Raw genomic sequence first — 20196 nt, 5'->3', positions numbered from 1 at the left:
ATGCGTTGATCATTCCGCCATCTGGAGCGTCGCCCAGCACCGCGATCCCACTATCCCACCGCTCCCTGACCTGGGCCTGCGCCCAACGGCCCGTGTCCCGCACCGGAATGATCCCGGGCCAGCGAACGTTGGCGGGTGCATGCGTGCCATCGAAGCACTCGCCCCCGGAGGCCCTGACGTGCTCCGCCTGGTCGAGCTCCCCGACCCCGAGCCGGGCCCCTCCGACGTGCTGGTCCGGGTGGCCGCCGCCGGCGTGAACTTCATCGACACCTACCGGCGGTCCGGGCTCTACCCCATGCGCGTCCCCCACGTGGTCGGGTCGGAGGGCGCCGGGGTCGTGGTCGCTGTCGGCTCAGACGTCGCCGAGGTGGCGGTGGGCGACCGCGTGGCGTGGTCGTCGGCGCACGGCTCGTACGCCGAGCTCGTCGTGGTCGCCGCCCAGGACACCCTGCCCGTCCCGGACGACGTCGACGACGCGACCGCCGCCGCCCTCCCCCTGCAGGGGATGACCGCCCACTACCTCGTGGCGTCGACGTTCCCCGTCACCCCGGGCCAGGACGTGCTCGTGCACGCCGGAGCCGGTGGCGTCGGGCTGCTGCTCACCCAGCTCGCCGTCGCCCGCGGCGCCCGGGTCCTCACCACAGTGGGCACGCCAGAGAAGGAGGAGCTCTCCCGCGCCGCGGGCGCCAGCGACGTCATCCGGTACACCGAGCTGGCCGACGTCACCGTCGACCTGCCCGCACGGGTGCGCGAGCTCACCGGCGGCGCCGGGGTGCACACGGTCTTCGACGGCGTCGGCCGCAGCACCTTCGAGGCCTCGCTCGCCTCGCTGCGGCCCCGTGGCGGCCTCGCGCTCTTCGGCGGCGCCTCGGGGCCCGTGCCGCCCATCGACCCCCAGCGCCTGAACTCCGGCGGCTCGCTCTACCTGACCCGCCCGACGCTCGCGCACTACACCGCCACACGCGAGGAGCTCCTGTGGCGGGCGGGCGAGCTGTTCTCCGCCGTCGCGGCAGGCGGGCTCGACGTGCGCATCGGCGCTGCCTACCCTCTGGCGGAGGCCGCCGACGCGCATCGCGCGCTCGAGGGCCGCGCCACCACCGGAAAGGTCCTCCTGCTGCCATGACCGTCCCGCCCGCGCCACAGCCCGCGAGTGCCACGCACACCCTGCGGCCCGCGCTGCCCGGCGACGTCCCGGCGCTCGCCGCGCTCAACGACGCCGCCGCGCCCGCCGTGAACGCCCTCGGCGTCGAGGGGCTCGCGGCGCACCTGCCGCGATGCGACCTCGCGCTCGTGGTGGACGACGCAGCCGGCAGGCCCCAGGCGCTCATCCTCGCGCTCACCCCGGGGGCCGACTACGACAGCGAGAACTACCGCTGGTTCGCCGAGCACCGGCCAGGCTCGATGTACGTCGACCGGATCGTGGTGGCGCCCTCGGCGCACGGCCACGGCATCGGCCGCGCGCTGCACGACGCGGTGGTAGAACGCGCCCGCGCCCTCGGGCTCGACGAGGTGACCTGCGAGGTCAACCTCGACCCCCCGAACCCGCAGTCGCTCGCCTTCCACCGCCGGCTCGGGTTCGCCCAGATCGGCGAGCAGAGCACCCACGGCGGCGCCGTGCGCGTCGCGATGCTCATGCGCGCCGTGGCCGCGCCGGGCGCGCGGTGATCCCGCTCGAGGGCGACGTGCCGCAGCCGCGCTGGCTGCGCGTCACGATGACCGTGCTGGTGGTGCTCCTCACCGCCTCCCTGGCAGTCGGCTACGCCTCAGCTGGGCTCCGGCGGCCGGCCTGCGCCGACGTCGACGGACAGCAGGTCACCGCGCGCTGGTCGTGGTCGGACGCGCAGTGGGTGTGCCCGCTGCCCGAGGGCTCAGGCGTCCCCGCCTGACCTCGCGCCACCGGCGCCGGGTCAACGGGTGATGCGCAGCCGCACCCGGTCGGTCCGCTGGAGGCTGACGCCGACGGCGAGCGGCACGTCACCGGCGCCGTAGGTCACCTGGTCTCCCCGGATCAACGGGTCGCCCTGCCGCACGGCCAACCGCTCCGCGTCAACGCCACGGGCGGCGACAGCGGACAGGTCGGTCACGGTGTGCTGGACGAGGTCCGGCAGGTGGTGCCGGAGCATCCGGAACAGGTCCCACTCCACCGACAGCATGGGGAGGGGATCGATCTTCACGCCCATCAGGTCGAGCGGCACATGCTCGTCCATCGAGGCCGACGGCATGCCGTCCACGGCGAACAGCCGGGAGACGAGCCACCCGGCAGTCCCCTCGGGGACGGCCAGCTCCTCGGCGACGCCGCCGCTGAGCGCAACCGGCTCGCACGTCGCGTCGAGCAGCGTCACGGTGCGCCCCTGCGCTTCGACCCGGTCCCGGTAGGACTGGATCTCGCTCATGCTGAGCATCGCCGCGACGGGCGTGGGGCTCACGAACGTGCCAGCGCCCCACCGCCGGGTGACGACCTGCTCGTTGGCGAGGACGCCGAGGGCCTCACGCACGCTCGCGCGGCTCACGTTGAGGTCGTCAGCGAGGTCCTTCTCATTCGGCAGCTTCTGCCCCACCTCGTAGCCCGCGATGAGCTCCCGCAAGGCGGCGAGGGTCGTCTGCACCACTGAGTCACGCCTCGCCACTGACACCCTCTCCTGTGCGCATCGCGCTCCGACGTGCGGACTGCGTCGAGGCCACGCCTACCAGACCTCGCCGAGCACCCGCATGACGTTGCCGCCGAGGACCTTGCTGATGTCCGCGTCACTGTAGCCGTGCTTGACCAGCCACGCGGCGATGTTCCCGAAGTTCTCCGCGGGGTTCTCCAGGCCCGCCACATACTCCACCTCGGGGTGCGCGGGGCCGCCCTCCTGGCGCTGCGCGTAGTTCGACGCGTAGGCGTGGTGCACGGCGACGTGGTCGCCGAACATGGTGTCCGGCCCGAACGCGACATGGTCGATCCCGACCAAGTCCACGCAGTGCTCGAAGTGGTCCATCACGGACGCGATCGAGTGCTCGGGGTGCGCCGGGGAGATCGTCGTGTGCGGCGCGGCCTCCAGCCCGATGAGCCCGCCCCGATCAGCGCACGCCGTGATGACCTCGTCGGGCTTCATCCGCGCCGTGGGCCACACGGCCCGCGCTCCGGCGTGCGTGATCATCACCGGGACGGCGGAGTGCTCGATGACCTCGAGGCACGTCCGGTCCCCCGAATGCGAGATGTCGATGAGCATGCCCAGCTTGTTCATCCGCTCGACGGCCCGGCGGCCGAAGTTGGTCAGCCCGCCGTCGTTCCGCTCGGAGAGGCCGCCGCCGAGCATGTTCGACTGGGAGTAGGCGATGCCGAGCTGGCGGACCCCGAACCCGTAGAGCATGTCGATCCGGTCCAGCTCGTTCTCGATCATCGTCGCGCACTCGAAGCCGGCGACCAGCGCGATCCGCCCCTCGCCCTTGGCCCGCAGGATGTCGTCGACGGTCAGGGCGTGCACGACCATGTCCTGCTTCGCCAGATCGGCCAGGCGGAAGCCGAGCGCGTAGATCATGTCGTCCCACTTCCAGCCGTTCTGGCTGGTGACGCATGAGGCGCCGGCCATGAAGTTGTCGATCACGGCCGTCAGCCCGGAGTGGGCGAGGCCCTCGTAGCCGGTGCGCTGGCGGCCGGTGCGGTTGTAGCGCCGGATCTCGGTGGCGTCCTCGGGCAGCACGACGGCGTGCTCATGCAGGGAGAAGACGATCTCCTCGGCCATCAGGCGGGCCACCCGGGCCTGCTGATCGGCGTCAAGGGCCAGGTCGTAGGCCGGGACGCGCCCGAGCTGCGGGGCGAGGTCGAAGTGCTGGTAGTCCGTGCCTGCCTCGAGGTAGTCGTACGCGGTGTAGCCGTCATAACGCGGGGAAACGGGGTGCATCAGAAGTCCTTCGTGCTCGTCACGAGCTCAGGGGCGGTCAGGGGGTGGTGGCAGGCCACGTGGTGCGGGGCCCGCGTCGAGGGATGGACGCCGCCCAGCAGCGGCTCGACGGCGGCGCAGGCCTCCGTCGCGAGCCAGCAGCGGGTGCGGAAACGGCAGCCCGAGGGCGGGTCGACAGGGCTCGGCGGGTCGCCCGCGAGCAGGCGCCGGCCGGCCATGCCGCGCCGGGCCGGGTCGGGGACGGGGACGGCGGAGAGCAGCGCCTCCGTGTAGGGGTGCGCCGGGCTGGCGTAGACGTCGTGCCCGCTGCCGATCTCCGCGACGCGGCCCAGGTACATGACGGCGATCCGGTCGGAGATGTGCCGCACCACCGACAGGTCGTGCGCGATGAACACATACGCGAGGCCCAGCTCCGCCTGGAGCCGCTGCAGCAGGTTCACCACCTGCGCCTGGATGGACACGTCGAGCGCCGACACCGGCTCGTCGCACACGATGACCTCGGGCTCCACGGACAGGGCCCGCGCGATCCCGATCCGCTGCCGCTGGCCGCCCGAGAACTGGAACGGGTACCGGTCCAGGTGGTCCGGGTTGAGCCCGACCAGCTCGACGAGCTCCTGGACCCGGGCCATCCGCTTGGCGCGCGGCAGCAGGTCCCGGTGGATCTCGAAGGGCTGCATCAGCGCGTCACGCAGGGTGCGGCGCGGGTTGAGCGACGCGTACGGGTCCTGCAGCACGATCTGCACCTGGCGGCGCAGGGCCGGCATCTGGCGCGCGCTAGTCCGGTGCACATCCGTCCCCCGGAAGAGCACCCGGCCGGAGGTGGGCCGCTCCAGCCCGACGATGGTGCGGGCCAGCGTGGACTTGCCGCAGCCGGACTCCCCGACGACGCCGAGCGTCTCCCCCTTGCGCAGGTCGAAGCTCACACCGTCCAGCGCCCGCACCACCGGCTTCTCGCGGGACAGCCCGGCGCCGCGCACCGGGAAGTGCCGGGCCAGGTCCTGCACGCTCAACACGACCTCATGCGCGTCCATGGACGACCTCCTCGCTGCGGTGACAGGCCGCGAGCCGGGATCCGGCGTCGGCCACAGGACGGGCGAGGGCAGGGCGCTCGACGGCGCACACGCCCACTGCGGTGTCGCACCGCTCGCGGAACGCGCAGCCCTCGCCCAGGTCCAGCAGGTTGGGCGGCGAGCCGGGGATCGCCCACAACGTCGAGTCCGCCCGGTCCACGCGGGGCACCGAGCGCAGCAGCCCGCGCGTGTACGGGTGGGCCGGGTCGGCGAAGAGCTCGTGGACGCCGCCCTTCTCCACGACGCGCCCCGCGTACATCACCGCGATGTCGTCGGCGACCTCCGCCACGACTCCCAGGTCATGGGTGATGAGCATCAGGCCCATCCCGTTCTCGCGCTGCAGGTCCAGCAGCAGCTCCATGATCTGCGCCTGCACCGTCACGTCGAGCGCCGTGGTCGGCTCGTCGGCGATGAGCACGCTCGGCTCCAGGGCGATGGCCAGGGCGATCATGATCCGCTGGCGCATCCCGCCGGAGAACTGGTGCGGGTAGTCCTTCGCGCGGCGGGCCGGGGCGGGGATCCGCACATGGTCGATGAGCTCGACGGCGCGGTCCCATGCGGCCCGGCGCGACATGCCGCGCCGCACCCGCAGCAGCTCCGCGATCTGCCCGCCCACCGTGTAGACGGGGTTGAGCGCCGAGAGCGAGTCCTGGAACACCATCGAGATGCCGCCGCCATTGGCCTCACGGCGCTCGGCGGCGCTGGCCTGCAGCAGGTCGACCCCGCGGAACCTCACCGACCCCGCGGTGATCCGGGCCGGCGGGGAGTCCAGCAGGCCCATGATCGCCTGCGCGGTCACCGACTTCCCGGAGCCGGACTCGCCGAGCAGCGCGAGGGTCCGCGACGGGTGCAGGTCGAGGTCGAGGTCCTGCACGGCCTTGACCACGCCGTCGCGGGTGTGGAAGTCGACGCTCAGGCCGCGGACGGTGACGATCGGCTCACTCATCGTGTGCCTCCGCCAGACCGCCCGGGCGGATGCCGGCCCGGGCGAGGAAGTCGCGCACCACCGACTGGAACCGCTCGGGCTCCTCGAGCTGCGGCGAGTGGCCCGAGTGCTCGAAGACGACGAGCTCGGCGCCGTCGATCGCCCCCACGATCTCCTCGGAGGCCGCCACGGGGGTGCGCCAGTCATGACGGCCGACGGTGACCAGCGTCGGGCAGGTGATCTCGCCCAGGCGCGGGACCAGGTCCCAGCCGACCATGTTCACGCCGAATGCCTGGTTGTGCGTGGCGTAGTGGTAGGAGGTCGCCTGCGCCTTGCGCTCGACGGCCGCGGGGTCCCAGGCGTGGTCGTACAGGGGAAGGATGCCGCGCCAGTACCGCTCGAACTCCACGTTGTCGGCGAACCTCCCCGTGCCGATCCGCTCGATCACCCACTCGTCGATCGACACCCGGTCCGTGCTGCGGGCGCGGTCGACGGCGAGGTGGTCGTAGCGCGTGTTCGCCGCGGTGTCCCGCAGCACCAGCGCGCGCACGTTCTCGGGGTGGGCGAGGGTGTACTCCATCGCCAGGAACCCGCCGTAGGAGCCGCCGGCCATGACGATGGGGCCGAGGTCGAGGAGCTGGCGGATCGCCTCGATGTCGGCGACCCACTGCTCGTGTGTGAACGGGCCACGGTCCTCGGACTCGCCGGAGCCGCGCGCGTCGAAGGCGACCACGCGGTACTCGTCGGCGAAGGGCCCGAACGACCGCACAGGCTCGCCGCGCCCGCCCAGCCCGGGGGCGCCGTGGTGCACGATCATGGCCGGCGCGTCCTCGGGCCCCTGGACCTCGAGCTTGAGGCGCGCCCCGTTGACCTCCGCGAAGAACTGCTGGCTGCTCATACCTCGATCACGCTCTCTTCGATGGTGCGGGGGTAGGTGGTCAGGCGTTCGGGTCCCTGCTCGGTGACCAGGACGGTGTCGGAGATGCGGTACCCGGCGTGGCCCGGGACGTAGACGCCCGGCTCGCTGGAGAGCACCATCCCGGGCTGGAGCACGGTCTCGTCGCCGTCCTCGACCCACGGCGGCTCGTGCTGGGCGAGGCCGATGCCGTGGCCCTGGCGGTGCCGGATGTGCTGGCCCATCCCGGCGGCGCGGATCACGTCGAGGCACTCGGCGTTCACCTCGGCGCAGGTGCGGCCGGCGCGCAGGCCCTGCGTGCCGACCTCCTGGGCGCGCGCCGCGACGTCGAAGACCTCGCGCTGCCGCTCGGAGGGCTCGCCGATCACGAAGGTGCGCTCGCTCTCCACGAACCGGCTGGCCACTGCGGCGCCGAGCGACAGGATGAGGGTGTCCCCCACCTGCAGCCGTCGGCGGCTGGGCAGGCCGTGCGGGTGCGCGGAGTTGGGGCCGGCGTAGACCAGGCCGCCCGCCAGCTTCGTGGTGTAGACGACGTGCTGGTACCGCGCGTACATGGCGTCCGTGCCGTAGCCGATGACGTGGCGGGCCAGGCCGCCCTCCGTGGGCAGCGGCGACCTCGAGGCCAGCGCCTCCTCGACGAGGGCGCGCCCCGCGCCGAGCATCTCGTCGCAGATGGCGGCGGCCTGGCGGTGCAGCTCGACCTCCTCCGGGTGCTTGCGCAACCGCATCTGCGCGATCGTGCCGTCGACGGCGAGGTCGGCGTCCGGCAGCGCGGTGCGCAGCCGGCCGAGCTGCCCGACAGTCAGGCTCGCCGAGTGGCCCACGCGTCCCCGCGCCGCCTGGCTGGGCAGCAGGTCCGCGAGGTGCTCCTCCGGAGAACGAGTGCCTGGGTACTCGAAGTACGTCGCCACGTCCGCGTGGACGCCCTGCGACCGGGCGTAGTGCTCGTCGAGCTCGGGCATCAGGCACACCGGGTCGCCCTCGGCGGGCAGCCAGAGGTAGACCGGGCGCTCGGTCACCGCGTAGAAGAACCCGACCAGGTAGGCCACGTCGGTGGGGGCGGTGACGAGCAGGCCCGCCAGGCCGCGAGCCGCCAGGCCTGCCTGCGCCTCGGCGCGCACCCGTGCGTAGAAGGCGTCGGGAAGGCGCATGCCTCACACCCCCCGGGTGCGCGGGTCGCGCGAGTCGTTGTACCGGATCCCGGCGATGGTCGCCGAGAGCACGAGCAGCAGGATCGCCAGCGAGGGGAACAAGGTCTGCCACCAGGCGGTGGCGATGACGCCCGAGCGCTGCGCGTTGAGCAGGATCCGCCCCCAGGACCACGACGACGGGTCGCCCATCCCCAAGAAGCTGAGCCCCGCCTCGGAGATCACCGCGCGCGCGGCGGTGAGCAGCACGCTGACGACGATGAGCGGGCTGACCGCGGGCAGCAGCTCCGTGCCGATGATGCGCAACGGCCCGGCCCCGAGCACCTTCGCCCCATCGATATACGGCATCGACGCCACGACCATGCCATTGGAGCGGATCAGGCGCGCGACCTCCGCCCAGGACAGCAGTCCGATCACCACGATGAGGCTGGTCGCCGATGCCCCGACGAGTGCCGTGACCAGGATCATCAGCGGCAGCAGCGGCAACGAGAGCATGACGTCCACGAGCGTGGAGATGAACGGGTCGAGCCGCTTCACGTAGGCGCCCAACAGGCCCAGCGCGGTGCCGATGACGATCGCGATGAGCGAGGCCGCGACTCCCACGGCCATGCTGATCCGCGTGCCCCAGATCACCTGGGCGAAGACGTCCTGCCCCAGGTCGTCGGTGCCGAACCAGTGCTGGGCGGAGGGCGACTGCAGGATGTCGGCGCCCAGGCCCCGCGGCTTGTCGACGAGCATCGGGCCGAAGACTGCCGTGAGGGCGAAGAGGAGGAGCAGGGCGACGGACAAGTAGCCGGACGGCGAGCCGAAGGCGCGCCTGCGCCGCGCGCGCGTCACGACGAGGGGCGCGGTCATGAGCGGATCCTTGGGTTCAGGGCCAGCGCCACCATGTCGGTGATGAGGTTGGCGGCGACGACGGTGATCGCGAGGAGGACGAACGCCCCCTGGAGCAGCGGGTAGTCGAGCTGCTGGACGGCCTCGTAGATCAGCCGTCCGACGCCCGGGTAGGCGAAGATCGTCTCGGTGAGCACGGCCCCGCCGATCAGCGTGCCGAGCTGCAGGCCCATGAGCGTCAGCGCCGGGAGGATCGCGTTGCGCAACGCATGTCGCCACACCGTGCGGCGTGGGGTGAACCCCCGCGAGCGCGCGCTCTTGATGTAGTCCTCGCCGAGCACCTCGAGCATGTTGGTGCGCAGCGTCAAGGCGTACGGCCCGACCTGGACCAGCGCGAGCGACAGCAGCGGCAGCGCCAGGTGGTGCAGCAGGCTGGCGTACGCCTCGGCCCCCCGCGTCCGAGGGTCGATGGCGCCGCCGATCGGGAACCACCCGAGCTGGGCGCCGAAGACGACCAGCAGCAGGATCGCCACGCTCGGCACGAACAACGCGTTGGATGTCACGCCCAGGAACTGCACCACCTTGTCGACGAGCTTGCCGCGCCCCACCGCGGCGTACACGCCCAGCGGGATGCCGATCAGCACCGTGAGCGCGAACGCCGACCCGGCCAGGAGCAGGGTCCAGGGCAGCCTGCTGAGCAGGATGTCGAGGACCGGCACGAGCTGCCGGAACGAGACGCCGAGGTTCCCCCGCAGCAGCTCGCCCAGGTACAGGCCGTATTGGACGAGCAGCGGCTTGTCGAGGCCGTACTGCTCGCGGAGCGCCGCCTGCATCTCCGGGGTCATGTCCCCCTCGACCACGAGGAGGGTGGGGTCTGCCGGCAGGATGCGCAGCAGGAAGAAGGTGATCGTCACTGCCATCCAGATGGTGATGACCGCGCGCGCGACCTTCTTGGCTACGTAGCTGAGCACGACTTGCCTACCCTCCTCGTGGTGGATGCGGTCAATTGACCGGGGTGACCTGCGACAGCGAGTACCCGGTGACCATGCCGAGCAGGTCGCTGGGCGAGGGCGCGAAGCCCGTGAAGCGGTCGCTGCGGTACGCGAAGGTGAAGTCCTCGACGTACAGCGGGGTCAGCAGCGCCTGCTCGTGCACGTAGGCGTCGATGGCCTTGATCTTCTTGACGAAGGCGTCGCGGTCGACAGTCGCGGCGGCATCGTTGACCAGCGCGTCGAGCTCGGGGTCCTGGACCTGGTTGTAGTTGATCCCGCCCGGGTTCGAGGACAGGTAGGTGCTGCGGAGCTGGTCCATCGGGTTGTCGAAGACGCCCCACTGCGACAGGTCCAGGTCGTAGTCGTAAGCCTTGGTGGCCGCGAGGAACGTGTTGCGCTCCGTGCACGCCAGGTCGATGCGGATGCCGGCCTCGCCAGCGGACTCGCGCATGACCTCGGCGACGCGCGTGAGGTTCGCGTTGGACTGGTCGCAGACCATCTGGAAGGCGAGCCCGTCCAGGAACCCGTCCTTGTCGGCGTCGGCGTAGCCGTTGTCCTCGAGCAGCGCGCGGGCGCCGGCCGGGTCGTACGGGTAGGCGTCCAGGCCGGTGTTGTCGAACTCGCCGAAGATCGGCGAGATGGGGCCGACCATCTCCTGGGCGTCGCCCTGCATGATCGTGGTGATGATGGAGTCCGTGTCCACGACCATCGACAGCGCCTGGCGCACCTCGGGCTTGTCCAGGTGCTCACGCGTCACGTTGTAGGTGACGTGCGCGAACCCGAGAGAGGCCACCTTCTCCAGGCCGATCTTGTCCTCGCTCTTGAGCGAGCCGACGGCCGAGGCGGGCACCGGGTTGGCCATCAGGTCGATGTCCCCGTTGCGGAGCGCCAGGATCATCGTGTTGATGTCCGGGTAGACCACGTACTCGACGACGTCGACCGCCGCCCCGCCCTCGGGGGCGTACGGGTAGTGCTCGTTCGCCCGGAGCACGTACCGCTGGCCCGGGGTCGCGGACTCGAGGATGTAGGCGCCGGAGCCCACCCAGTCGCTGTCGTTCGCGAACTCTGACAGGTCGCCCGCCTCGGCGAAGATGTGCGCGGGGACGATCCGCATCCAGAATCCGAGCCCTTCGGCGAACGGCGCGTAGGCCTGGCTCAGGTGGAACTTCACAGTGGTCTCGTCGGGCGCCTCGATGGACTCCAGCCAGGTGAGCTTCGCGGCCACGTTGCCCAGCTGGTACTGCATGATCGCCTCGGCGGAGAACTTCACGTCGGCGGCGGTGACGGGCGTCCCGTCGGACCACATGAAGTCGTCGCGGAGCTCGAAGACCGCCGTGCGGCCCTCGTCCTCGTAGTAGTAGTCGGAGGCGAGCTCGGGGACCTTCTCCGCGTTCTCGTCGAGGCGCAGGAGCTGCGGGTACGTGGCGTTCAGCAGCCAGTTGTCAGTCTTGGAGAGCGACTGCAGCGGGTTGTAGTTGGAGACGTCGGTGGTGGTCCCGATCCGCAGCGTCACCTCCTGGGCGCTGTCGGTGGAGCTTCCCGTCGCCGAGGGCTCCCCCTCGTTGAGGGCGCAGCCCGTGAGCGCCAGCATCGCGGCCGCGACCGCTGCGGCGCCGAACTTCATGTGTCGATTCATGCTCGTGTCACCAGACTTCCGTGAGGACCCGCAGGATGTTGGAACCGATCGCCTTGCTGATGTCGCCGTCGGACCAGCCGTGCTTGACGAGCCAGCCGACGATGTTGGTGAAGTTCTCCGCCGGGTTCTCGACGCCGGCGACGTAGGGCACCCGCTCGTGCTCGACGTGCCCATGGGCCTGCGCCGTGGCCAGGTGCCCGGCGAACGAGTCGTGCAGGCCGACGTGGTCGCCGAAGTTCGTGTCCGGCCCGAACGCGACGTGGTCGATGCCGACCAGGTCGACGCAGTACACGAAGTGGTCCATGACCGACTCGAGGCTGTGGGCCGGGTGCGCGGCCGAGAGCGTGGTGTGGGGCGCGGCCTCGATGCCGATCACTCCCCCGCGCTCGGCGCAGGCGACGATGACCTCGTCGGACTTCATCCGGTTGGTCGGCCACACCGAGCGGGCGCCCGCGTGGGTGATGAACACGGGGACCTCGGATGCCTCGATCACGTCGAGGCTGGTGCGGTCCGAGGAGTGCGAGACGTCGATCGCGATGCCGAGCTTGTTCATCCGCTCGACGGCACGCCGCCCGAACGCGGTCAGGCCGCCGTCTCGGGCCTCGGCCAGTCCGGAGCCGAGCTGGTTGGCCATCGAGTACGCGATGCCCATCTGGCGCACGCCCAGCCCGTACAGCACGTCCAGGCGATCGAGCTCGTTCTCGATCATCGTCGCTGCCTCGAGCCCGGCGATGAGGGCGATGCGTCCGGACTCCTTGGCCGCCACGATCTCCGTGACGGTGCGGGCCAGCACGATGTGGTCCTGCTGGGCGACGTCGGCGAACCGGAGCCCGAGGTCGTAGACGACGTCGTTCCACTTCCACCCGTGCTCCGACGTGACGCAGTTGGTGCCGTTCATGAAGTTGTCGAAGTACGCCGACATGCCCGATCGGGCCAGGCCCTCGAAGCCCATCGCGTTGCGGCCCGTGTGGTTGTACTCGCGCAGCTCGTACGGGTCGGCGGTGAGGATCTTCGGGTGCTCGTGCAGGGAGATCACGTGCTCGGACTGCAGGATCCGCGCCACCCGGGCGTGCTGCTCGACGGTCAGCCCCTGCTCGTGCCGCGGCAGCCGGCCGAGCTCCGGGGCGAGCTCGAACACGCGGTAGTCCGTGTGCGGCTCCAGGTAGTCGAACGAGTGGTATCCGGCGTAGCGAGGGCTGGGCGGTTGCATGAGTCTCCAGTGGTCGGACCTCTTACCTATCCAGAGACTAGGACGTCCGTCCCACTTCTCACACCATCGGAGGCTGTATGGCGCGACTCTTTACACACCTGTAACGCGGCGGGCCCGCATTGCCCGGTTCACGCGCTTCCTCCCCGCTCGCGCGGCGCACGGGCGGAGACGCCCTCTCCGGACGGCACGACAAAGCGCCCGTGCCCACGAAGGGCACGGGCGCTCTGGACTCCGCATGGGCGGCCCCCCGGACCGGGGCGGCCTGAGGTCAGGCGCGCAACACGGCGCCGACCTGGCGCCCAGCCTCGGCGACGACTGCCTCGCGGACGGCGGCGGCCTCGTCGGCGGTCAGCGTCCGGTCGGCGGCGCGCAGCCGCAGCGAGAATGCCAACGACTTCTTCCCCTCGCCCACCTGCGCGCCGGTGTAGACGTCGAACAGGCGGAGCTCCTCGAGCACGTCGCCGGCCTCGCTCGCCGCCGCGCCCGCCCGCACCGCCGCCGCGACCTCGGCCACCGGCACGGTGGCGTCGACCACCAGCGCGATGTCCTCCTTCGCGACGGGGAACGTCGAGACCTCGCGCGCCTGCACCGGCTCGGTTCCCGCGGCGTCGAGCAGCACGTCGAGGTCGACCTCGAACGCCGCGGCCCGCTCCGGCAGCCCGAGGGCCGCGACGACCTTGGGGTGCAGCTCGCCCGCATGCCCGACAAGGCGGCCGTCCGCCGTCTCCAGGCGAGCCGTGCGACCCGGGTGCCACGGCGCATGGGAGCCGTCCGCGCGCACGGTCACCTGGGCGCCTGCCGACTCCGCCACCAGCAGGGCTCCTGCGATGGCGTCCGTGTGGTCGGCACGCCGACCGGGACCCCACCAGCCCGAACGGGTCCGCTGGCCTGTCAGCACGCCCGCGACGCGTCGCGGCTGCGCGGGCACGCCCGCGTCGAGGGCCGCGAGCTCGTCGTCGGACGGCCGGACGCCGCCCGGCAGGCTCGGCGGCACGGGCGCGCCGGACACCGGACGGGTGACCAGCCCGATCTCGAACACCGCCAGGTCGCTCGTCCCCCGGCTCACGTTGCGGCGGGCGGTCTCGAGCAACGTCTCGAGCACATGGGTGCGGAGCTCAGGCCGGGCGTCGGAGATCGGGTTGAGCAGTCGCAGCGCGTGGCGGCGCTCGTCATCCGCCGGCAGCGCGAGGGCGTCGTGCTGCTCGGCGCCCACGAACGGGTAGCTGAGCGTCTCGACGTAGCCCGCGGCGGCGAGCGAGCGCGCCACCGCGCGGCGGGCGCGCTGCCCCGAGGTCAGGCCACGGCCGGCAGGCGCCGCCGGGAGCACCGACGGGATCGCGTCGTAGCCGCGCAGCCGCGCGACCTCCTCGACCAGGTCGACCGGCTGCGCGAGGTCCGGGCGCCAGGACGGCGGCAAGACCTCGACGACCTGCGCGCCCGTGGCGCCGACCACCGTGCACCCGATCTCCTCGAGCGTCTCGCGCACCTGCTCGGGGGTGTAGTCGACACCGACGATCCGCCCCGGGAGGTCGAGCGGCAGGCCGATCACCGCCGGAGCGGTGGTGTCGTCCACGTCGGTGATCGCGGCGTCGGGCGTGCCCCCGCCGTACTGCGACAGCAGCTCGACGACGCGCGCGACAGCCACCCGCGGCAGCCTCGGGTCGACGCCGCGCTCGAAGCGCTTGGCGGCCTCGCTCGGCAGCTTGTGCCGCCGCGCCGAGCGGGCGACGGTGACGGGGTCGAAGTGCGCGGCCTCGATGAGCAGGTCGCTCGTGCCCGACGAGACCTCGCTGTCGGCGCCGCCCATGACACCCGCGATGCCGTGGATGCGCGACGCGCGCCGCCCGTCCGGGCTGTCGGTGATGAGCAGGTCCTCGGCGTCCAGCACCCGCTCGACACCGTCAAGGGTGCGCATGCGCTCCCCCGCCCGGGCGCGGCGCACCACGATCGGCTCGGCGACTTGCGCCAGGTCGTAGGCGTGCAGTGGCTGTCCCAAGTCGAGCATCACGTAGTTGGTGACGTCCACGGCCAGCGAGATCGGGCGCATCCCCGCCTGGGTCAGCCGGCGCTGCATCCACGCCGGAGACGGCGCGGACGCGTCCACGCCGCGCACGACCTGCGCGACGAACCGGTCCGCACCGGGCACTCCGTGGATCGGCGCGTCGTCGTCGATCTCGACGCCGAAGCCCGTCCCGGCCTCGCCGCCCGACACCTCGACATCCAGCGCCGTGGGCAGCCCGGGGTCGGTGAAGGCCGCCCCCGTCGAGTGCGAGTACTCACGTGCGACCCCGCGCATCGAGAAGCAGTAGCCGCGGTCCGGCGTCACGTTGATCTCGAGGACCTCCTCGCCGAGGCCGAGCAGCTCGCGCGCGTCGGCCCCCGGCTCGGCGTCGATCCCGATCCGGGACAGCACGATGATGCCGTCGTGGTCCTCGCCGAGGCCCAGCTCGCGCGCCGAGCAGATCATGCCGTCCGACACGTGGCCGTACGTCTTGCGCGACGCGATCGGGAACGGCCCGGGCAGCACGGCGCCCGGCAGCGCCACCACCACGCGGTCGCCGACCTCGAAGTTCTGGGCGCCGCACACGATGCCGCGCGGCGAGCCGTCGGGCTCGTTGTGCGCGCCGACATCGACACGGCACCAGTTGATGACCTTGCCGTTCTTCTGCGGCTCGGGCGTCCGCTCCACCACCTCGCCGACCACCAGGGGTCCGGTCACGGCGGCGGGGAGGATGGCCTCCTCCTCCAACCCGACCCGTACCAGGTCGGCGGCGAGCTGCTCGGCGGTGGTCCCTGCGGGGACGTCGACGTGCTCCGCGAGCCACGTCAAAGGGATGCGGGGCATCAGATCTCCATCCCGAACTGCTCGGAGAAGCGCACGTCGCCCTCCACCATGTCGTGCATGTCAGCGATGCCGTGACGCAGCATCAGCGTGCGCTCGATCCCCATGCCGAACGCGAAGCCCGTGTAGACGTCCGGGTCGATCCCCGCCGCGCGCAGCACGTTCGGGTTGACCATCCCGCAGCCGCCCCACTCGATCCAGCCAGCGCCGCCCTTCTTCTGCGGGAACCACAGGTCCATCTCCGCACTGGGCTCGGTGAACGGGAAGAACGAGGGTCGCAGCCGCGTCGTGGCGTCCGGCCCGAAGATCGACCGCGCGAAGTGGTCGAGCGTGCCCTTGAGGTGGGCCATCGTCAGGCCCTTGTCGACGGCCAGGCCCTCCACCTGGTGGAAGACCGGCGTGTGCGTCGCGTCGAGCTCGTCGGTGCGGAAGACCTTGCCCGGGCACGCGATGTACACCGGCAGCTCCCGGGACAGCAGCGTGCGCGCCTGCACGGGCGACGTGTGCGTGCGCAGCACCAGGTGCGAGTCCACTCCCGGCTCGCCGGAGTCCACGAAGAACGTGTCCTGCATCTGGCGTGCGGGGTGGTCCACGCCGAAGTTCAGCGCGTCGAAGTTGAACCACTCGGCCTCGACCTCGGGGCCGTCGGCGATCTCCCAGCCCATCGAGACGAAGATGTCGGCGATCCGCTCCTGGAGCGTCTCCAACGGGTGACGGGCTCCGCGCGGCTGCCGGTCGACGGGGAGCGTCACGTCGACGGACTCCTCGACCAGCACGCGCTCGTCGCGCTCGGCCTCGAGCTGCTCCTGGCGGGCGGCGAGGGCCTTCGCGAGACGACCGCGCGCCGCGCCGACGAGCTTGCCGGCAACGGCCTTGTCGGCTGGCGGGAGCTGGCCGATCTCCCGGTTGGCGAGCGCGAGCGGGCTGCGCTCGCCGACATGCTCGAGGCGGGCGGCCTTGAGCTCGTCGAGGTCGGACGCGCGCTCGAGAGCGCTCAGGGCGTCAGCGAGAGCTGCCTCGACGCCGGGGGCGTCGAGCGGGGACAGGGGCGAGGCAGAGATGGACATCCGGGCCTTCCAGGCGGGAACGGACCGGTCGGCGCACCAGCGCACGACCAGCAGAGAAGTCTAGTGGTGCCCGCCCTGCGGACCTGCTCGCGACACCGGGCCTCACCCGGCGGCGATCATGTGCGCAGCGTCAGCCGCGCGGCCCGAGGACGGGCCACAGAAATCGACGACCACGCCCGGTCGTCGCCATGGGAGCGCACATGGCCCCATGTTGCCACACGCCGATGCCCCCGCAGGGGCTCGTCCGAGCCCGGGGCGCCGCCCGCCGCGTCACCCCGCACCAGGCGCCGCGCCGAGCGGGAGGTGCTCCAGCGGTGTGTACAGCGGTCCCCCGCTCCGGCCCGCTCCCGGCTCCGACCGCATCAGCACGACCTCGTCCACCTGCCACGTGGGCCCGTCGTACAACGACAGCGCGTGCACCAATGCCGTCTCCTGGGAGGCCTCGGGCACGGGATGCCGCCTGCTCCATCCCCTCCCTGCCGTCGCCGGCCCGATCCGGCCGACGGTGAGGTGCGGGCGCGAGCGCACCCGGTCGTCGGGCCGCGCGCCCACCGACTCCCCGGCCGCGCCCGCCGCGGCGATCACCGCATGCATGCCGTCCACATCGCCGGACACGCCGATCCACAGCGTCCGGTGCGCGAACACCCCCGCGCCGCGCAATCGCAGCTCGAACCTCCGCACACCCGCGGCGCCGACGCGCAGCGCGCCCACGAGCTCGTCGACGAGGCCGTCCGACACCTCGCCGTAGAACGCCGCCGTGAGATGCCGGTTCTCCGGCGCCGCCCACCGCACACCAGCCTCAGGACCGTGCGGCTGGCCCTCCTGCACCGATCGCAGGGCGAGGTCCAGGTGGCCGAGCACGTGCTCGGGGGGACGGACTGCGGCGAACAGGCGCATGTCCCCACCCTGGCGCACTACGGCAGGCCGCGCCACGCCCAGGCCGCCGCCCGAGTGGAGGCGACGAGGTCAGCGCTGCGCGCGTGAGCTCGCGTACAGGCACACCGTCGCGGCGGTCGCGAGGTTGAGCGACTCGGCCCGCCCCCGGATCGGCACCCGCACCGCCGCGTCGGCCAATGCCCGGTCGGCCGGCAGGAGGCCCCAGGCCTCGTTGCCGAACAGCCAGGCCGTCGGCGTGCGCAGATCGGGCGTGCCCGCGGCCCCCGGACCGTCGACCGCCGCCGCGTCCTGCAGGTCGTCCAGGTCCTGCTCCCCGCCACCGTCGGCCGCCAGCACCGCCAGACCCGCTGCGCGCAGCGCGGCGACAGCCGGCGCGAGCTCGACACCCGCCACGACAGGCAGGTGGAACAACGAGCCGACAGTGGACCGCACCACCTTGGGGTTGAGCGGGTCGACGCTCTCCCCGGCGAGCACCACGGCGTCGGCGCCCGCCGCGTCCGCCGCGCGGATGACCGTCCCCGCATTCCCGGGGTCGCGCACATTCGCCAGCACGGCCACCAGCCGGGGCGCTGACGCCAGCACGTCGCCGAGTGTCGCGAGCCGGCTCTCGAGCACGGCCACGACTCCCTGCGCGTCAGCCGACATCGCCTCCAGCACCTCAGGCGTGCCGAGCCGCACGGACAGGCCGGCGCCCTGTGCGTCCGCGACGATCTCGCCGTACCGCTCAGCCGCGGCGGGCGTGAGGTACACGTCCCGGACCTGGTCCGCCGCGAACCTCACCGCCTCGCGCACCGACTGCGGCCCCTCGACGAGGAACCTGCCGGTGCGCTGACGCACGGAACGCCCGGCCAACGCCCGAACCGCCTTGACCCGCTCAGCGCGGGGGTTGGCAAGCTCAGGCATCAGCCGGGCGTCCGAAAGTGCAGCCGTCAGCGTGTCACGCAGCGGAGGGCGCGTTCACGTCGGCCGGCAGGGCGGCCTTGGCCGCCGCGACCAGCGTGTTGAACGCCTGGGCGTCGTTGACCGCGAGGTCGGCGAGCACGCGGCGGTCGACCTCGATGCCCGCGAGCTTCAGGCCCTGGATCAGGCGGTTGTACGTCAGGCCCTGCTCGCGCGAGGCCGCGTTGATCCGCTGGATCCACAGCTTGCGGAAGTCGCCCTTGCGCGCCTTGCGGTCGCGGTAGGCGTAGACGAGGGAGTGGGTGACCTGCTCCTTCGCCTTGCGGTACAGACGGGAGCGCTGGCCGCGGTAACCGCTGGCGCGCTCGAGGGTAGTGCGGCGCTTCTTCTGGGCGTTAACCGCCCGCTTCACGCGTGCCACGTGATGCTCCTTGCGTGTCGGGGCTCGCAGGTGACTCCAGGGCGCTCACGCGCCCAGGGGATCACTTGCCGAGCAGCTTCTTGATCTTGGGGGCGTCAGCAGCTGAGACGACGACGTCGCCGGCGATACGCCGGGTGCGACGGCTCGACTTGTGCTCGAGCAGGTGACGACCGTTGGCCTGCTCACGCATGAGCTTGCCGCTGCCGGTGACCCGGAAACGCTTCTTGGCACCGGAGTGCGTCTTGTTCTTCGGCATGGCTGCCGCTCTCTCCTTGTCGTCGCATCGCGCAGGGTGGCGCGACTCGTTCGTGCGGGGTCCGAATGAGGCCCCCCGTCCGTAGTTCAGGTCAGGCTGTGGTGCCCGACTGTCCCGGGCGAGCAGACGGCGAGGGCTTCGCCGCCGGCTTGGCCGGGCCAGGCCGAGGGGCCGGACGAGGCGCAGCAGGCTTCGCTGCGCTCGGCGCGGGTCGAGCGGCCGGCCGGGGAGCCGGGGCAGGCGCCTTGGCCGGAGCCTCGGCGTCGGCGGGAGCCTTGGCCTCCGCCGGCTTGGCCTCCGCCGCGGCGGGAGCCTTCGCAGCAGCCGCCTTGGGCTCTGCCGGGGCAGACGCCTTGGCGGGAGCCTTCGTCTCCGACGCGGCAGCCGCCTTGGCCGGAGCCTCGGCAACCGGAGCGGGAGCCTCAACAACCGGGGCCGGAGCCTCAACAACCGGGGCCGGAGCCTCAGCAACCGGGGCCGGAGCCTCGGCAACCGGGGCCTCGACAGGCGCCTCAGCCGCCGGACGCGCAACGGCCGGAGCCTGCGTCTCGGCAGGACCCTGGTCAGGCTGCTCGTCGTGCGCCTTCGTCTGCGCGGCCCGACGCTGCTCGCTCTTCTGCTCGGCCTTCTTCTTCGTGGGGCCGAGCACCATGATCATGTTGCGGCCGTCCTGCTTCGGCGAGCTCTCGATGAAGCCGAGCTCGGCGACGTCGGCGGCGAGCCGCTGGAGCAGCCGGATGCCCATCTCAGGGCGCGACTGCTCGCGACCGCGGAACATGATCATGACCTTGACCTTGTCCCCGGCCTTGAGGAACCGCTCGACGTGGCCCTTCTTGGTGCCGTAGTCGTGCGGGTCGATCTTCAGACGGAAACGGATCTCCTTGAGGATCGTGTTCGTCTGGTTGCGCCGGGCCTCACGGGCCTTCATGTCTGCTTCGTACTTGAACTTGCCGTAGTCCATGATCTTGCAGACCGGGGGGCGGGCGTCCGGGGCCACCTCGACGAGGTCGAGATCGGCATCCTGGGCCAGGCGCAGTGCGTCTTCCACGCGGACGATCCCGACCTGCTCGCCGTTGGGGCCGACCAGGCGGACCTCGGCAACGCGGATCCGATCGTTGATGCGGGGCTCGCTGATGTGGTGCTCCTCAGAGTTCGTCGTGGAGATCACCAGGCACGGGAAAGGCCCCCGAACCTGGGC

General features: G+C 71.9%; 20 protein-coding genes. 3 read left to right on the top strand and 17 right to left on the bottom strand.

Features of this window, described 5'->3' with window-relative positions; translation table 11 throughout:
• The first annotated feature begins 139 nt into the window (after nt 1–139).
• From BN3788_RS02020 to BN3788_RS18885, 3 genes are read left to right on the top strand one after another with little or no spacing between them, the layout of a single operon-like run.
• A complete protein-coding gene (locus BN3788_RS02020; RefSeq protein ID WP_066582173.1) occupies nt 140–1123 on the top strand; it encodes a quinone oxidoreductase family protein in 984 nt (327 codons plus the stop codon).
• Nucleotides 1120–1665 (top strand): GNAT family N-acetyltransferase, encoded by a 546-nt coding sequence (locus BN3788_RS02015; RefSeq protein WP_066582172.1) that lies wholly within the window; start codon nt 1120–1122, stop codon nt 1663–1665. The genes BN3788_RS02020 and BN3788_RS02015 overlap by 4 nt, the downstream gene beginning before the upstream one ends.
• A complete protein-coding gene (locus tag BN3788_RS18885) occupies nt 1662–1886 on the top strand; it encodes a hypothetical protein (protein ID WP_066582171.1) in 225 nt (74 codons plus the stop codon). The genes BN3788_RS02015 and BN3788_RS18885 overlap by 4 nt, the downstream gene beginning before the upstream one ends.
• 21 nt (nt 1887–1907) lie before the next feature.
• Here the strand turns inward: BN3788_RS18885 and BN3788_RS02005 are convergent, their stop codons facing one another.
• The 17 genes from BN3788_RS02005 to infC all read right to left on the bottom strand — a co-directional run bounded on the left by BN3788_RS02005 (nt 1908) and on the right by infC (nt 20166).
• A complete protein-coding gene (locus BN3788_RS02005; protein ID WP_066582170.1) occupies nt 1908–2609 on the bottom strand; it encodes a GntR family transcriptional regulator in 702 nt (233 codons plus the stop codon).
• Nucleotides 2610–2684: 75 nt separating this feature from the next.
• Complete coding sequence (locus tag BN3788_RS02000) at nt 2685–3884, bottom strand: dipeptidase (RefSeq protein ID WP_066582169.1); 1200 nt, start codon at nt 3882–3884, stop codon at nt 2685–2687.
• Nucleotides 3884–4915: an ABC transporter ATP-binding protein gene (locus BN3788_RS01995; RefSeq protein ID WP_066582168.1), complete on the bottom strand. Its 1032-nt coding sequence runs from the start codon at nt 4913–4915 to the stop codon at nt 3884–3886. Before BN3788_RS01995 ends, BN3788_RS02000 begins: the two co-directional genes overlap by 1 nt.
• Nucleotides 4902–5900 (bottom strand): ABC transporter ATP-binding protein, encoded by a 999-nt coding sequence (locus tag BN3788_RS01990; protein WP_066582167.1) that lies wholly within the window; start codon nt 5898–5900, stop codon nt 4902–4904. The genes BN3788_RS01995 and BN3788_RS01990 overlap by 14 nt, the downstream gene beginning before the upstream one ends.
• On the bottom strand, nt 5893–6777 hold the full coding sequence (locus tag BN3788_RS01985) for an alpha/beta fold hydrolase (RefSeq protein WP_066582166.1): 885 nt from the start codon (nt 6775–6777) through the stop codon (nt 5893–5895). The genes BN3788_RS01990 and BN3788_RS01985 overlap by 8 nt, the downstream gene beginning before the upstream one ends.
• Complete coding sequence (locus BN3788_RS01980; RefSeq protein WP_066582165.1) at nt 6774–7946, bottom strand: M24 family metallopeptidase; 1173 nt, start codon at nt 7944–7946, stop codon at nt 6774–6776. Before BN3788_RS01980 ends, BN3788_RS01985 begins: the two co-directional genes overlap by 4 nt.
• A gap of 3 nt (nt 7947–7949) precedes the next feature.
• Nucleotides 7950–8798, bottom strand: a complete 849-nt coding sequence (locus BN3788_RS01975; RefSeq protein WP_066582164.1) for an ABC transporter permease — start codon at nt 8796–8798, stop codon at nt 7950–7952.
• Entirely contained in the window at nt 8795–9748 is a 954-nt protein-coding gene (locus tag BN3788_RS01970) for an ABC transporter permease (RefSeq protein ID WP_108723753.1), read from the bottom strand. The genes BN3788_RS01975 and BN3788_RS01970 overlap by 4 nt, the downstream gene beginning before the upstream one ends.
• 31 nt (nt 9749–9779) lie before the next feature.
• Nucleotides 9780–11405, bottom strand: a complete 1626-nt coding sequence (locus BN3788_RS01965; RefSeq protein WP_066582163.1) for an ABC transporter substrate-binding protein — start codon at nt 11403–11405, stop codon at nt 9780–9782.
• A gap of 7 nt (nt 11406–11412) precedes the next feature.
• Entirely contained in the window at nt 11413–12615 is a 1203-nt protein-coding gene (locus BN3788_RS01960; protein ID WP_066582162.1) for a dipeptidase, read from the bottom strand.
• Between the two features lie 268 nt (nt 12616–12883).
• Nucleotides 12884–15460 carry a phenylalanine--tRNA ligase subunit beta gene (pheT, locus tag BN3788_RS01955; protein ID WP_066582161.1) on the bottom strand — a complete coding sequence of 859 codons (2577 nt, stop codon included), beginning with the start codon at nt 15458–15460 and terminating at the stop codon, nt 12884–12886.
• Nucleotides 15460–16524 carry a phenylalanine--tRNA ligase subunit alpha gene (gene pheS / locus BN3788_RS01950; RefSeq protein ID WP_066582160.1) on the bottom strand — a complete coding sequence of 355 codons (1065 nt, stop codon included), beginning with the start codon at nt 16522–16524 and terminating at the stop codon, nt 15460–15462. Before pheS ends, pheT begins: the two co-directional genes overlap by 1 nt.
• A 270-nt stretch (nt 16525–16794) precedes the next feature.
• On the bottom strand, nt 16795–17421 hold the full coding sequence (gene thpR / locus BN3788_RS01945) for an RNA 2',3'-cyclic phosphodiesterase (RefSeq protein WP_066582159.1): 627 nt from the start codon (nt 17419–17421) through the stop codon (nt 16795–16797).
• 69 nt (nt 17422–17490) lie between these two features.
• Complete coding sequence (locus BN3788_RS01940) at nt 17491–18324, bottom strand: TrmH family RNA methyltransferase (RefSeq protein ID WP_066582158.1); 834 nt, start codon at nt 18322–18324, stop codon at nt 17491–17493.
• 34 nt (nt 18325–18358) lie between these two features.
• Nucleotides 18359–18742: a 50S ribosomal protein L20 gene (gene rplT / locus BN3788_RS01935; protein ID WP_066582157.1), complete on the bottom strand. Its 384-nt coding sequence runs from the start codon at nt 18740–18742 to the stop codon at nt 18359–18361.
• 61 nt (nt 18743–18803) lie between these two features.
• Nucleotides 18804–18998, bottom strand: coding sequence for a 50S ribosomal protein L35 (gene rpmI, locus BN3788_RS01930; protein WP_066582156.1), 195 nt, complete (start codon nt 18996–18998; stop codon nt 18804–18806).
• A 91-nt stretch (nt 18999–19089) separates the two neighbouring features.
• Nucleotides 19090–20166 (bottom strand): translation initiation factor IF-3, encoded by a 1077-nt coding sequence (infC, locus tag BN3788_RS20140; protein WP_390619560.1) that lies wholly within the window; start codon nt 20164–20166, stop codon nt 19090–19092.
• Between the last annotated feature and the right edge of the window lie 30 nt (nt 20167–20196).

Source organism: Cellulomonas timonensis (assembly GCF_900046455.1).
In the GTDB taxonomy this organism is placed as follows: domain Bacteria; phylum Actinomycetota; class Actinomycetes; order Actinomycetales; family Cellulomonadaceae; genus Cellulomonas_A; species Cellulomonas_A timonensis.
This window is presented reverse-complemented; position numbering and strand designations above follow the sequence as displayed.